The organism is Prodigiosinella aquatilis (assembly GCA_030388725.1).
GTDB lineage: Bacteria > Pseudomonadota > Gammaproteobacteria > Enterobacterales > Enterobacteriaceae > Prodigiosinella > Prodigiosinella aquatilis.
The window spans coordinates 3,866,875-3,880,643 of the sequence record CP128857.1 but is presented as its reverse complement, the minus strand read 5'-3'; the positions used below and the strand labels follow the sequence as shown (position 1 = coordinate 3,880,643).

Below are 13,769 nucleotides of genomic sequence, written 5' to 3'. Positions count from 1 at the left end.
TAGGGATTACCCACCATTTTTTTATACCACGCTTAGCGACTATTCAGTGATAAACAGCGGATTAATGGAAAACCCGTGCCAGCAGAAAATCCACAATTTCACTGGTTTTAAGCATCTGCTTCTCGCCGTTACGGCGGTTCTTGTATTCAACCTCTTCGTTATCAAGGTTACGGTCACCGATAACGATGGTATGTGGGATCCCGATCAGCTCCATATCGGCAAACATCACCCCAGGACGTTCTTTACGGTCATCCAACAAAACATCAACTCCTTTAGCCCGTAACTGCTGATAAATACTTTCCGTCATTTCCTGCACACGGAAGGATTTATGCATATTCATTGGCAGAATAGCCACATGGAACGGCGCAATCGCTTCTGGCCAGATAATACCGCGGTCATCATGATTTTGCTCAATAGCAGCGGCGATAACACGGCTAACGCCAATACCGTAGCACCCCATTGTCAGGATTTGATTGCGCCCATCCTCACCTTGCACTGTGGCTTTCAGCGCTTCGGAGTATTTTGTACCAAGTTGGAATATATGACCTACTTCAATACCGCGTTTGATCAACAGCGTGCCTTTACCATCCGGGCTTCTGTCTCCTTCAACGACATTGCGGATATCGGCAACTTGTGGCAATGCCATATCGCGTTCCCAGTTGATACCAAAATAGTGCTTACCATCGATATTGGCACCAGCGCTAAAGTCACTCATCACCGCCACTGTGCGGTCAATGATCACCGGAACCGGTAAGTTAACCGGGCCCAGAGAACCTGGACCAGCGCCTATGGTGGCACGGATCTCTTCTTCAGTGGCGAATGTCAACGGGTTAGCAATCGGTTCAAATTTTTCGGCTTTCACTTCATTGAGTTCGTGATCGCCACGAACTAACAGTGCCACCAGCTTATGTCCACTTTCTTCGGTGGCTTTGACTAACAGAGTTTTGACCGTTTTTTTTACTGGTATGTTGAATTGTTCAACCAGTTCCGCGATGGTTTTCGCGTTTGGTGTATCGACCAGTCGCAGTTCTTCCGTTGCTGCTGCGGGTGTTGCCATGGAGGCAACTGCTTCTGCCAGTTCGATGTTAGCGGCATACGCGGATTCCGTGGAGAAGACGATATCGTCTTCTCCACTGCCAGCCAGAACTTGGAATTCGTGGGATGCGTTGCCTCCAATAGAGCCGGTATCAGCCTGTACTGCACGGAAATCCAGATCCATGCGGCTGAAAATCTTATGATATGCGGCATACATGGCATCGTAAGTCACCTGCAACGATTCCTGTGATGTATGAAAGGAATAGGCATCTTTCATCAGAAATTCGCGGGCGCGCATTACACCAAAACGTGGGCGGACTTCATCACGGAATTTAGTCTGAATTTGGTAAAAATTCAGTGGTAACTGTTTGTACGAGCTGATTTCATTGCGGATCAGATCGGTAATCACTTCTTCATGTGTTGGGCCCAGGACAAACGGGCGATCTCCGCGATCAACAAAACGAAGTAATTCTGGACCGTATTGTTCCCAACGGCCACTTTCTTGCCATAAATCTGCAGGTTGGACGACAGGCATGGATATCTCGATAGCACCGGCGTTATCCATCTCTTCTCGCACAATGTTTTCGACTTTTTTCAGAACCCGTAATCCGGTCGGCAACCACGTGTAAAGCCCTGAGGCCAGTTTACGAATCATCCCGGCACGCAGCATTAGCTGATGGCTGATGACTTCTGCATCGGCGGGAGTCTCCTTCAATGTGGAGAGCAAATATTGACTTGTACGCATGATGTTTTAGTTCCGTCAGAACGATAGATATCATTGGCTGTAATACAGCCGAAGACATAAAAAGTGGCCTAGTTTACCAGTGTGAACGGTTACTCAAAAGAGAAGACCGGGGTTTTTAGCTCGGGTCCAGGCATATTACTTCTGTTTGCTCGTCAGTTATCCGCCATCGGACGTTAAATTCTAACAGTAATGCGGCATATTCTCTCGAGTCTGCCACATTTTTGCGATAAGCGGGACGAGGATCCTGTGCCAGCACTTGGGTGATAAAACGGCGTAAATAGGGATATTTATGCTGACAGGCCGCAAGTTGTTGTTCTGCTAAAGACGTAAAAGTCACTGACATGTCTGTCGCTGGTGCCAATTGGGCAAAGCCTGCTTTTGCCTGTGGTTTACTTTCCGCAAAGGGAATATAAGGTTTGATGTCAATAACGGGCGTTCCATCAACCAGATCAAGGCTGCCTAACTCAAGGGCAACAATATCTTTTTCAATGCGAATGGATTTTAACTTAACCAGTGACATACCAATAGGATTGGGGCGGAATGTTGACCGAGAGGAGAATACACCAACACGAGTATTCCCGCCGAGCCGTGGGGGACGTACTGTCGGATGCCAACCGGCATTCAATGTTTGGTGAAAAATAAAGAGCAACCATATATAGCTAAAGTCACCCAGTCCACGCACTGTTTCCGGGTGGTTGTAAGGCGGAGTAAGGTACAACTCGCCACCACCATCTTCAATAAGACCGGGTTGCCGTGGGACGGCGAATTTCTCTTTATAAGGTGAGCGGATCACACCGATCTGATTGAAGATGAATTGGCTCATTATTCAGAAACTTTCAGTGCTGTACCTTGGCATATTGCCTGACGATAACAACCTGCAATACTGCTAACGATCTGACAGTCATGCAACAAAACCGCGTTTGCCTTCATAGCTGCAGCACGACTTTGCATTCTTTTCTGTGCACTGGCTATGTTGGGTGGTGTGTCCCGAGCGCTTACCTGACAAGATGATCCTGAAACTTCCCCCATATCACGGAATGGTTTACCGACTAGCTCTTCGGCATTTTTATACAGAACAGCGTGTACTGGGCGGTAAACCGGTTTGGCTTTGGGAGAGTGTTCAGTGGCTGTATGAACTGGCTGTTTGGGCGCTGGGTGCGTCGATTTATTTAGCAGAGAACATCCGGTCAGCGAAAAGGCTAACATCAGAAAGAGTATAGAACGCATAGGTTTCCCTCTGGTTTTTTAGATGAGGCTATTGAAGCAAGCTATTAAATAAATAACAAGACGGGCTAAAGCCCGTCTTGTTATTTATTTACATGATGTAAGTGTGAGTTTACCAGCCTTTAACTGCACCACCGTTAAAGATTTTATTTGCTGCCTGGTTCACTTCTTCAGATTGATAAGCTTGCACGAATTTTTTTACATTTTCGGCATCTTTGTTATCTTCACGAGCGACGAGTAGATTGACATATGGAGAGTCTTTGTCTTCCACGAACAAACCATCTTTGGCAGGTGTCAGGTTAATCTGGCTAGCATAGGTAGTATTAATCACTGCTAGCGCAATTTGGTTGTCATCCAGTGATCGCGGCAATTGTGGCGCTTCCAGTTCAACCAACTTCAGATTTTTCGGGTTTTCTGTCACATCTAGTGCTGTTGGCATCAGTCCGACGTTATCTTTCAGTTTAATTAACCCCACTTTTTGCAGCAGTAATAGTGAGCGTCCTAGATTGGTTGGATCATTTGGCAGCGCAATTTGTGCACCGTTTTGCAGTTCGTCCAGAGATTTGATCTTTTTAGAGTAACCGGCAATGGGATAGACAAAGGTGTTACCAACCGGAACCAGTTTATAACCACGATCCTTGATTTGCTGATCGAGGTAAGGTTTATGCTGGAATGCATTGAGATCAATATCTCCTTTGCTTAGCGCCTCGTTAGGTAAAACGTAGTCGTTGAAGGTAACCAGCTCAACGTCCAGCCCATATTTCTCTTTAGCCACTTTTTGTGCAACTTCCGCGACTTGTTGCTCGGCACCAACGATAACGCCCACTTTTATGTGGTTGGGATCTTTTTGTTTCTGATCACAACCGGCTAATGCCAATACACCAATCAAGGCACCAACAGTAGCGATAGATTTCAATTTAATTGCCATTTCCTTACCTCAGCTTCAGAGTCTTTCCATCACGCACTTGATGAGTGCATGGCTATTGAACAATTACTTGTGTGTGACTGCCCGTACTGCCTTATCACCACAGAATTGAATTAGATAAACCAAAATAACTAACAATACTAATACGATATTCATTATTGTGGCGTTATACCCGACATAGCCGTACTGGTAACCAATCTGACCTAATCCGCCAGCACCGACTGCGCCTCCCATAGCAGAATAGCCCACCAGAGTTATCAATGTGATGGTGGCAGCATTGATCAACCCTGGTAGCGCTTCGGGTAGCAATATTTTTTTGATTATTTGCATCGGTGTGGCTCCCATTGCCCGGGCCGCTTCAATTAAACCGGTCGGAATTTCCAACAGTGCATTTTCTACCATGCGGGCAATAAACGGCGCTGCACCGACAGTTAATGGAACCATTGCCGCTTGTAACCCGATAGCTGTACCGACAATTATGCGAGTAAATGGAATCATCCAAACGAGTAAAATGATGAATGGAATCGAGCGGAAAATATTTACCAGCGCGGAGATGCTACGGTAGATTTTAGGATTAGCGATAATTTGTCCTGGACGGGTGATATAAAGAAGAACACCAACAGGTAATCCAAGTACAAAGCCAAAAAAACCAGAAACAAGTGTCATGATTACGGTTTCCCAGACACCACGGGCAAGTAACCAGATCATTGCTTCAGACATAACCCAATACCTCGATATTTACATGGTGATCTTTCAGGAACTGAATTGCGGCAGTAGTATCCGCTACTTCGCCGTGCATTTCTGCCAACATGATGCCGAATTTCACGCCACCGGCGTAGTCCATCTGAGCGCTGATAATGTTGTTGTTGATATTAAAGCGTCGGGCTATTTCAGACAGCAAAGGTGCATCAACCGATTGGCCGGTAAACTCCATACGCAACAAGGGTAAACTTCCCAGCTTGGGTGTTGGTATCATCCGCTCCAGATAGTCATCAGGAATATCCAGATGTAGCGTTGACTGAATAAATGTTTGTGCCAAGGGTGTCTTGGGATGAGAGAAAACCTCACTTACCGTGTCCTGCTCAATCAGACGACCATCACTAATAATGGCGACCTGGTCACAAATGCGTTTCACGACATCCATTTCATGGGTGATCAGTAAAATTGTTAATCCCAGACGACGGTTAATGTCTTTCAGTAGTTCAAGAATGGAGCGTGTGGTTGCCGGATCCAGTGCACTGGTGGCTTCATCGCATAACAGCACTTTAGGCGCGCTAGCCAGCGCCCTGGCAATGGCTACCCGCTGTTTTTGTCCGCCGGAAAGATTTGTTGGATAGACATCGTGTTTATCCGACAAACCGACTAACTCCAGCAAATTATGTATGCGCTGTTTGATTTCTGCTTTAGGCATATTATCCAGTTCAAGTGGTAATGCCACATTGCCAAAAACAGTTCGTGAGGAAAGCAGATTGAAGTGTTGGAAAATCATGCCAATCTGGCGACGAGCTCGCGTTAGCTGGCTTTCTGACAATTGAGTCAGATCCTGCCCATCAACCAATACCTTTCCCTGAGTCGGACGCTCCAGCAAATTTACACAGCGAATCAATGTGCTTTTACCCGCGCCGGAAGCACCAATTACACCATATATTTGCCCAGCAGGAACGCGAAGACTCACGTCGTCGAGTGCGGTAATCGTTCGTCCGTTCTGCTGGAACGTCTTGGTAATATTAGAAATTTCTATCATAAATTTTATCGATAATAACGGTGGCCGGATAAATATCATTATATACAGGCCAGAATGTGGACGGGATGTTAAGGCGTCTAGACGTCTAAGTCAATGGAGATTGTCATGGCCGTCATTCTCTCTCTCTGAAGATGAAAACATGCGATACTACGCGGTAATTTACGTTATCAGGAGCAAATTTAAGTGGCACAAAGCGTTCCAGCAATCTTTCTTGACCGTGACGGTACCATAAATGTTGATCATGGGTATGTGCATGAAATCGACCAATTCCAGTTTATTGATGGTGTCATTGATGCCATGTCTGAATTAAAGCGGATGGGGTTTGCTTTGGTTCTGGTGACGAATCAATCGGGTATTGCACGAGGTAAATTCACTGAAGATCAGTTTATGCGGTTGACCGAGTGGATGGATTGGTCTTTGGTTGATCGTGGTGTTGATTTGGATGGCATCTATTTTTGTCCTCATCATCCTGATGTTGGCAGTGATGAGTATCGGCAGCAATGTGATTGTCGTAAACCTAAACCAGGAATGTTGGAAGCGGCACAGCATCATTTAGATATCGATATGGCGGCTTCCTATATGGTGGGGGATAAAGCAGAAGATATGCAGGCGGCAATCTCTGCGGGTGTAGGCACCAAAGTCTTGGTTCGTACCGGAAAACCGATTACGGAAGAGAGTGAAAAACTGGCTGACTGGATAATTGATAGTCTTGCCGACCTGCCAAACGCGATAAAACAGCGCAGTAAATAAACGATGGGGTGAAAAAAAACGCACTTGTGATTTTTTTTGCAATTACCCCTTGTCAGGCCAGGAGAAGTGCCTATAATGCGCCTCCACTGACCCGGTGCTGGTGAACAACACAACGCCGAGTCAGGCGGGGAAAAACGAATTATTCGTTGACTCTGCAAGAGGATAGCGTAGTATACGCGACCTCACGTCAGCGGCAGTGCCGCGACGAACGCTCTTTAACAATATAATCAGACAATCTGTGTGGGCACTCACAGGACCCTATCGTAATCAATACGAAAAGACTTGAAGAGTGACTGACAGTAAATTCATTACGAATAAACAGTTATAAATTCTTTGAGCATCGCTTCTTCGGAAGCACATCAAACAAATCTTAAATTGAAGAGTTTGATCATGGCTCAGATTGAACGCTGGCGGCAGGCCTAACACATGCAAGTCGAGCGGCAGCGGGGGGGAAGCTTGCTTCCCCGCCGGCGAGCGGCGGACGGGTGAGTAATGTCTGGGGATCTGCCTGATGGAGGGGGATAACTACTGGAAACGGTAGCTAATACCGCATGACGTCGCAAGACCAAAGTGGGGGACCTTCGGGCCTCACGCCATTGGATGAACCCAGATGGGATTAGCTGGTAGGTGAGGTAATGGCTCACCTAGGCGACGATCTCTAGCTGGTCTGAGAGGATGACCAGCCACACTGGAACTGAGACACGGTCCAGACTCCTACGGGAGGCAGCAGTGGGGAATATTGCACAATGGGGGAAACCCTGATGCAGCCATGCCGCGTGTATGAAGAAGGCCTTCGGGTTGTAAAGTACTTTCAGCGGGGAGGAAGGGGAGCACTCTAACAGAGTGTTTCATTGACGTTACCCGCAGAAGAAGCACCGGCTAACTCCGTGCCAGCAGCCGCGGTAATACGGAGGGTGCAAGCGTTAATCGGAATGACTGGGCGTAAAGCGCACGCAGGCGGTCTGTTAAGTTGGATGTGAAATCCCCGGGCTTAACCTGGGAACTGCATTCAAAACTGACAGACTAGAGTCTCGTAGAGGGGGGGTAGAATTCCAGGTGTAGCGGTGAAATGCGTAGAGATCTGGAGGAATACCGGTGGCGAAGGCGGCCCCCTGGACGAAGACTGACGCTCAGGTGCGAAAGCGTGGGGAGCAAACAGGATTAGATACCCTGGTAGTCCACGCTGTAAACGATGTCGACTTGAAGGTTGTGGCCTTGAGCCGTGGCTTTCGGAGCTAACGCGTTAAGTCGACCGCCTGGGGAGTACGGCCGCAAGGTTAAAACTCAAATGAATTGACGGGGGCCCGCACAAGCGGTGGAGCATGTGGTTTAATTCGATGCAACGCGAAGAACCTTACCTACTCTTGACATCCTCAGAAGAGACTGGAGACAGACTTGTGCCTTCGGGAACTGAGAGACAGGTGCTGCATGGCTGTCGTCAGCTCGTGTTGTGAAATGTTGGGTTAAGTCCCGCAACGAGCGCAACCCTTATCCTTTGTTGCCAGCGCGTAATGGCGGGAACTCAAGGGAGACTGCCGGTGATAAACCGGAGGAAGGTGGGGATGACGTCAAGTCATCATGGCCCTTACGAGTAGGGCTACACACGTGCTACAATGGCGCATACAAAGAGAAGCGAACTCGCGAGGGCAAGCGGACCTCATAAAGTGCGTCGTAGTCCGGATTGGAGTCTGCAACTCGACTCCATGAAGTCGGAATCGCTAGTAATCGTAGATCAGAATGCTACGGTGAATACGTTCCCGGGCCTTGTACACACCGCCCGTCACACCATGGGAGTGGGTTGCAAAAGAAGTAGGTAGCTTAACCTTCGGGAGGGCGCTTACCACTTTGTGATTCATGACTGGGGTGAAGTCGTAACAAGGTAACCGTAGGGGAACCTGCGGTTGGATCACCTCCTTACCAAAGATAGTGGTAATGTGAAGTGCTCACACAGATTGTCTGATGAAAACAGAGCGCGCGTCTGCGAAGCCGACATGATGTGTCCCCTTCGTCTAGAGGCCTAGGACACCGCCCTTTCACGGCGGTAACAGGGGTTCGAATCCCCTAGGGGACGCCAAAAATGACAGTGGGTGAAAGGCACGGTCAACGATAACCTAAAGCTGATTAGCGATAGTCAGGTTTATGTTATTTGCTCTTTAACAATCTGGAACAAGCTGAAAATTGAAACGATACAGCGAAACCTGGCCTTGATGGCGGGAGTTGGCTGTATCAGAGTCTCTCAAATAATTGCAGCGCGAGGTGGTCTTGCTCTTCATGAAAAAGACACCTTCGGGTTGTGAGGTTAAGCGACTAAGCGTACACGGTGGATGCCTAGGCAGTCAGAGGCGATGAAGGGCGTGCTAATCTGCGAAAAGCGTCGGCAAGGTGATATGAACCGTCATAGCCGACGATACCCGAATGGGGAAACCCAGTGTGTTTCGACACACTATCATGACATGAATACATAGTGGCATGAGGCGAACCGGGGGAACTGAAACATCTCAGTACCCCGAGGAAAAGAAATCAACCGAGATTCCCCCAGTAGCGGCGAGCGAACGGGGAAGAGCCCAGAACCAGAATCAGTTTGTGCATCAGTGGAAGCGTCTGGAAAGTCGCACGGTACAGGGTGACAGTCCCGTACACGAAAATGCACGTGCTGTGAGTTCGACGAGTAGGGCGGGACACGAGATATCCTGTCTGAAGATGGGGGGACCATCCTCCAAGGCTAAATACTCCTGACTGACCGATAGTGAACCAGTACCGTGAGGGAAAGGCGAAAAGAACCCCGGCGAGGGGAGTGAAACAGAACCTGAAACCGTGTACGTACAAGCAGTGGGAGCCCCACCACCAAAGCATTCTCTGGTGATGAAGGCACCGCAACAGCAGCATCGCGGTGGCGGCGCGTCTTTTGCGACGCCCAACACACAAAACAAGCGGTGAGTGCTTTGGGGTGGGGTGACTGCGTACCTTTTGTATAATGGGTCAGCGACTTATATTTTGTAGCAAGGTTAACCGAATAGGGGAGCCGCAGGGAAACCGAGTCTTAACTGGGCGTCAAGTTGCAAGGTATAGACCCGAAACCCGGTGATCTAGCCATGGGCAGGTTGAAGGTTGGGTAACACTAACTGGAGGACCGAACCGACTAATGTTGAAAAATTAGCGGATGACCTGTGGCTGGGGGTGAAAGGCCAATCAAACCGGGAGATAGCTGGTTCTCCCCGAAAGCTATTTAGGTAGCGCCTCGTGAAGTCATCTTCGGGGGTAGAGCACTGTTTCGACTAGGGGGCCATCCCGGCTTACCAACTCGATGCAAACTGCGAATACCGAAGAATGTTATCACGGGAGACACACGGCGGGTGCTAACGTCCGTCGTGAAGAGGGAAACAACCCAGACCGCCAGCTAAGGTCCCAAAGTCATGGTTAAGTGGGAAACGATGTGGGAAGGCCCAGACAGCCAGGATGTTGGCTTAGAAGCAGCCATCATTTAAAGAAAGCGTAATAGCTCACTGGTCGAGTCGGCCTGCGCGGAAGATGTAACGGGGCTAAACCATGCACCGAAGCTGCGGCAGCGACGCTTAGGCGTTGTTGGGTAGGGGAGCGTTCTGTAAGCCGTTGAAGGTGGTCTGTGAGGATTGCTGGAGGTATCAGAAGTGCGAATGCTGACATAAGTAACGATAATGCGGGTGAAAAACCCGCACGCCGGAAGACCAAGGGTTCCTGTCCAACGTTAATCGGGGCAGGGTGAGTCGACCCCTAAGGCGAGGCCGAAAGGCGTAGTCGATGGGAAACAGGTTAATATTCCTGTACTGGGTGTTACTGCGAAGGGGGGACGGAGAAGGCTATGTTGGCCGGGCGACGGTTGTCCCGGTTTAAGCGTGTAGGTGGGTGCTCCAGGCAAATCCGGAGCGCTGTCAACACCGAGGCGTGATGACGAGGCACTACGGTGTCGAAGTGACAAATGCCACGCTTCCAGGAAAAGCCCCTAAGCATCAGGTAACATCGAATCGTACCCCAAACCGACACAGGTGGTCAGGTAGAGAATACTCAGGCGCTTGAGAGAACTCGGGTGAAGGAACTAGGCAAAATGGTGCCGTAACTTCGGGAGAAGGCACGCTGTGCGAGGTGAAGTCCCCTGCGGATGGAGCATTGCGCAGTCGCAGATACCAGCTGGCTGCAACTGTTTACTAAAAACACAGCACTGTGCAAACACGAAAGTGGACGTATACGGTGTGACGCCTGCCCGGTGCCGGAAGGTTAATTGATGGGGTAAGCCGCAAGGCGAAGCTCTTGATCGAAGCCCCGGTAAACGGCGGCCGTAACTATAACGGTCCTAAGGTAGCGAAATTCCTTGTCGGGTAAGTTCCGACCTGCACGAATGGCGTAATGATGGCCAGGCTGTCTCCACCCGAGACTCAGTGAAATTGAACTCGCTGTGAAGATGCAGTGTACCCGCGGCAAGACGGAAAGACCCCGTGAACCTTTACTATAGCTTGACACTGAACCTTGAGCCTTGATGTGTAGGATAGGTGGGAGGCTTCGAAGCGTGGACGCCAGTCTGCGTGGAGCCAACCTTGAAATACCACCCTTTGATGTTTGATGTTCTAACGTGGGCCCGTGAACCGGGTTGCGGACAGTGTCTGGTGGGTAGTTTGACTGGGGCGGTCTCCTCCCAAAGAGTAACGGAGGAGTACGAAGGTTAGCTAATCCTGGTCGGACATCAGGAGGTTAGTGCAAAGGCATAAGCTAGCTTGACTGCGAGAGTGACGGCTCGAGCAGGTGCGAAAGCAGGTCTTAGTGATCCGGTGGTTCTGAATGGAAGGGCCATCGCTCAACGGATAAAAGGTACTCCGGGGATAACAGGCTGATACCGCCCAAGAGTTCATATCGACGGCGGTGTTTGGCACCTCGATGTCGGCTCATCACATCCTGGGGCTGAAGTAGGTCCCAAGGGTATGGCTGTTCGCCATTTAAAGTGGTACGCGAGCTGGGTTTAGAACGTCGTGAGACAGTTCGGTCCCTATCTGCCGTGGGCGTTGGAAGATTGAGGGGGTTGCTCCTAGTACGAGAGGACCGGAGTGAACGCACCACTGGTGTACGGGTTGTGATGCCAATTGCATTGCCCGGTAGCTACGTGCGGAAGAGATAACCGCTGAAAGCATCTAAGCGGGAAACTTGCCCCGAGATGAGTCTTCCCTGGGCCTTCAAGGCCCCTGAAGGGACGTTTAAGACGAAGACGTTGATAGGCTGGGTGTGTAAGCGCAGTGATGCGTTGAGCTGACCAGTACTAATGACCCGAGAGGCTTAACCTTACAACACCCAAGGTGTTTTGGAATGAGAGACGAGATATTTTCAGTGATGTTCCGGTATTGGTTCTGATGGTTGCGCGGAAGTGTGACGGTTGGAACGAAACAGAATTTGCCTGGCGGCGATAGCGCGGTGGTCCCACCTGACCCCATGCCGAACTCAGCAGTGAAACGCCGTAGCGCCGATGGTAGTGTGGGGTCTCCCCATGTGAGAGTAGGGAACTGCCAGGCATTCAACTAGTAGACGAAGCCCTCTGTGAAAGCAGAGGGCTTTTTCACGTCTGTCGTGTTGATGCAGCCGGCAGGCACGGAGGGATATCTGCCCAGTATGTCGCCGCCGGGCCAGTATCAAATAACGGTAAACCTTCAGTGGATACCGCGGGTTTTCGCTTTTAAATTTAGTACCTAGTCTACAGATGGCAAACAGTCAGAGATAAAAGGCTAAAATCATTAACGTAATTTGGGATTTTTTCTCATGATTTTTAATATTTGCGAGGCCTATGGATTAGATGCTATCTGGATTTATCCAAAATATTAAAGTGATATGGCAAAACACGGGGGAGTTTGATTTCGTTTCGTTTCTTTGTATATAAATAAACCCCGTAGATACGAGGTTTATTTATGGGCTAAAGGAGACGGCTAATCAGCTTGTCTATACGAACCCGGCGCAATCGCCGAATTAGTTTACGTACTTTAACCGGATATTGTGCAATGCCTTCAAGTTCTTGATAATGATGAACAATAGTCGAGTGAGAGCGAATACATTCCAGTTCCTGCATTCGTTGTTCTGACAGTAATTGGCAGGGATCATGAATAAGAATGGCATTTTCGAGATCAAGATGCCAGGCTCGGGGATTAAGGTTATTACCCGTCAGTAGTTGCCATTCATCATCGACCCACATACCTTTCAAGTGAAAACTGTTGTCCGCGTCTGTCCACAGGCGAACGACCAACTGCGAACTATCAATATATTTCTGCAGGCGGCTGAGGAAACGTCGCAAGTTGATTTCATACAGATATGGCAAGGCACCGATAATTTTAAAGGGTTGGTCTTCTGGAATAAAAAAATCGTTTGCGGTTTTATCACCGATGATGATTTCTACCTTCTTACCATCACGCAGCAGCCGAATGATGTTTCTGACTAGCAGCGTTGGCAGATTAAAGTAAGGCGTACACATCACCAGATGCTGTTCACAACAGTACATCAAATGATGAATTGTTTTATTTAATGGACTGTTTTTCCCCAATCCTACTAGTGGTGTGACCGTTAGTGTATCGCCAGTATCGTTATAGGCTGGAATCCGATAAAACGCGGTGCGTAATGATTGACGGAATTGGCGGATTTCATTTTTGATTTCAATCGTTCTAGGACGAGTTTCGTAATCAAGCCGTTGTATTGCCGGTGCCATCAGTAAATCGTTTACATAGTGGCTCATAGTGTCAGCAAGCGCAGGATTACAGATAAGCTGATAGCGGTCATAACGATATTTATCATGACTGTTCAGATAAACGTCGTTCAGACTAGCTCCGCTATAAAGTACGGTGTCGTCAATGATGAAACCTTTAAGATGGAGCACACCTAACGCTTCTCGAGTGTTCACCGGAACGCCATAAACCGGGAAGCTGGCATCAGTATTTTGCTGTGCCATCTCACAGTACCAATCGGCGTTGGTGTTAACTGCTTTGGCACCAATGCGCCCGCGTTGTGCGCGGTGCCAGTCAACCAGCACTCGAATGTCCAGTTCAGGACATTGCCGCTTCGCCTGATAGAGTGCAGAAAGAATTGCTTTACCACCATCATCATGTTCCAGATAGAGCGCCACTAAATAAACACGTTTCTTGGCGGCAAGAATCGTGTTTATGAGCGTGGTGCGAAAAAGTGCTGGACTATGAAGCGTCTGTACATTGTCAGCTGACTGGGGGATTTTAGGCAGTTGTGCAAGGTGTTGTTGGTATTGATTACGTTTTAATTTTGACAACATCACAGTGCGGTTCTTCTCTCATCGTGTTATGACCATGCCTGGTCATGGTGAACATTAACGTATA

At 48.8% G+C, this 13,769-nt stretch carries 8 protein-coding genes, 1 tRNA gene and 3 rRNA genes; 5 read left to right on the top strand and 7 right to left on the bottom strand.

The genetic code is table 11. The features are described 5' to 3' along the window. Positions 1 to 61: 61 nt before the first annotated feature. The 6 genes from proS to metN form a co-directional block, all read right to left on the bottom strand. Positions 62 to 1,780, bottom strand: a complete 1,719-nt coding sequence (gene proS / locus PCO85_18105; protein ID WJV53081.1) for a proline--tRNA ligase — start codon at positions 1,778 to 1,780, stop codon at positions 62 to 64. A gap of 115 nt (positions 1,781 to 1,895) precedes the next feature. Then, positions 1,896 to 2,603, bottom strand: coding sequence for a tRNA (N6-threonylcarbamoyladenosine(37)-N6)-methyltransferase TrmO (gene tsaA / locus PCO85_18100; protein WJV53080.1), 708 nt, complete (start codon positions 2,601 to 2,603; stop codon positions 1,896 to 1,898). Beyond that, positions 2,603 to 3,007, bottom strand: coding sequence for an Rcs stress response system protein RcsF (rcsF, locus tag PCO85_18095; GenBank protein WJV53079.1), 405 nt, complete (start codon positions 3,005 to 3,007; stop codon positions 2,603 to 2,605). Before rcsF ends, tsaA begins: the two co-directional genes overlap by 1 nt. 109 nt (positions 3,008 to 3,116) lie before the next feature. Next, entirely contained in the window at positions 3,117 to 3,932 is an 816-nt protein-coding gene (locus tag PCO85_18090) for a MetQ/NlpA family lipoprotein (GenBank protein ID WJV53078.1), read from the bottom strand. 63 nt (positions 3,933 to 3,995) lie between these two features. Continuing rightward, the gene (locus PCO85_18085; protein WJV53077.1) at positions 3,996 to 4,649 is read right to left on the bottom strand and encodes a methionine ABC transporter permease MetI; all 654 of its coding nucleotides are present in this window, start codon (positions 4,647 to 4,649) and stop codon (positions 3,996 to 3,998) included. Next, positions 4,642 to 5,673 (bottom strand): methionine ABC transporter ATP-binding protein MetN, encoded by a 1,032-nt coding sequence (gene metN / locus PCO85_18080; GenBank protein WJV53076.1) that lies wholly within the window; start codon positions 5,671 to 5,673, stop codon positions 4,642 to 4,644. Before metN ends, PCO85_18085 begins: the two co-directional genes overlap by 8 nt. A gap of 183 nt (positions 5,674 to 5,856) precedes the next feature. On the opposite strand from metN, the gene gmhB reads away from it, so the two are divergent. The 5 genes from gmhB to rrf all read left to right on the top strand — a co-directional run bounded on the left by gmhB (position 5,857) and on the right by rrf (position 11,954). After that, positions 5,857 to 6,423 (top strand): D-glycero-beta-D-manno-heptose 1,7-bisphosphate 7-phosphatase, encoded by a 567-nt coding sequence (gene gmhB / locus PCO85_18075; protein ID WJV53075.1) that lies wholly within the window; start codon positions 5,857 to 5,859, stop codon positions 6,421 to 6,423. 372 nt (positions 6,424 to 6,795) lie between these two features. Further along, positions 6,796 to 8,340 (top strand): 16S ribosomal RNA (locus PCO85_18070). A gap of 81 nt (positions 8,341 to 8,421) precedes the next feature. After that, positions 8,422 to 8,497: transfer RNA gene (locus tag PCO85_18065), tRNA-Glu, on the top strand. 223 nt (positions 8,498 to 8,720) lie between these two features. Next, positions 8,721 to 11,729, top strand: a 23S ribosomal RNA gene (locus PCO85_18060). Positions 11,730 to 11,838: 109 nt separating this feature from the next. Further along, positions 11,839 to 11,954, top strand: a 5S ribosomal RNA gene (gene rrf / locus PCO85_18055). Together the 16S, 23S and 5S rRNA genes with 1 tRNA gene alongside form the textbook arrangement of a ribosomal RNA operon. Before the next feature lie 395 nt (positions 11,955 to 12,349). On the opposite strand, the gene pssA is transcribed toward rrf, so the two are convergent. Next, positions 12,350 to 13,705: a CDP-diacylglycerol--serine O-phosphatidyltransferase gene (pssA, locus tag PCO85_18050; protein ID WJV53074.1), complete on the bottom strand. Its 1,356-nt coding sequence runs from the start codon at positions 13,703 to 13,705 to the stop codon at positions 12,350 to 12,352. Positions 13,706 to 13,769 lie beyond the last annotated feature (64 nt).

Coding starts and splice junctions, on each gene's coding strand:
- pssA (WJV53074.1), bottom strand. CDS start 13,705: ATGTTGTCAAAATTAAAACGTAATCAATACCAACAACACCTTGCACAA.
- proS (WJV53081.1), bottom strand. CDS start 1,780: ATGCGTACAAGTCAATATTTGCTCTCCACATTGAAGGAGACTCCCGCC.
- tsaA (WJV53080.1), bottom strand. CDS start 2,603: ATGAGCCAATTCATCTTCAATCAGATCGGTGTGATCCGCTCACCTTAT.
- PCO85_18090 (WJV53078.1), bottom strand. CDS start 3,932: ATGGCAATTAAATTGAAATCTATCGCTACTGTTGGTGCCTTGATTGGT.
- metN (WJV53076.1), bottom strand. CDS start 5,673: ATGATAGAAATTTCTAATATTACCAAGACGTTCCAGCAGAACGGACGA.
- PCO85_18085 (WJV53077.1), bottom strand. CDS start 4,649: ATGTCTGAAGCAATGATCTGGTTACTTGCCCGTGGTGTCTGGGAAACC.
- rcsF (WJV53079.1), bottom strand. CDS start 3,007: ATGCGTTCTATACTCTTTCTGATGTTAGCCTTTTCGCTGACCGGATGT.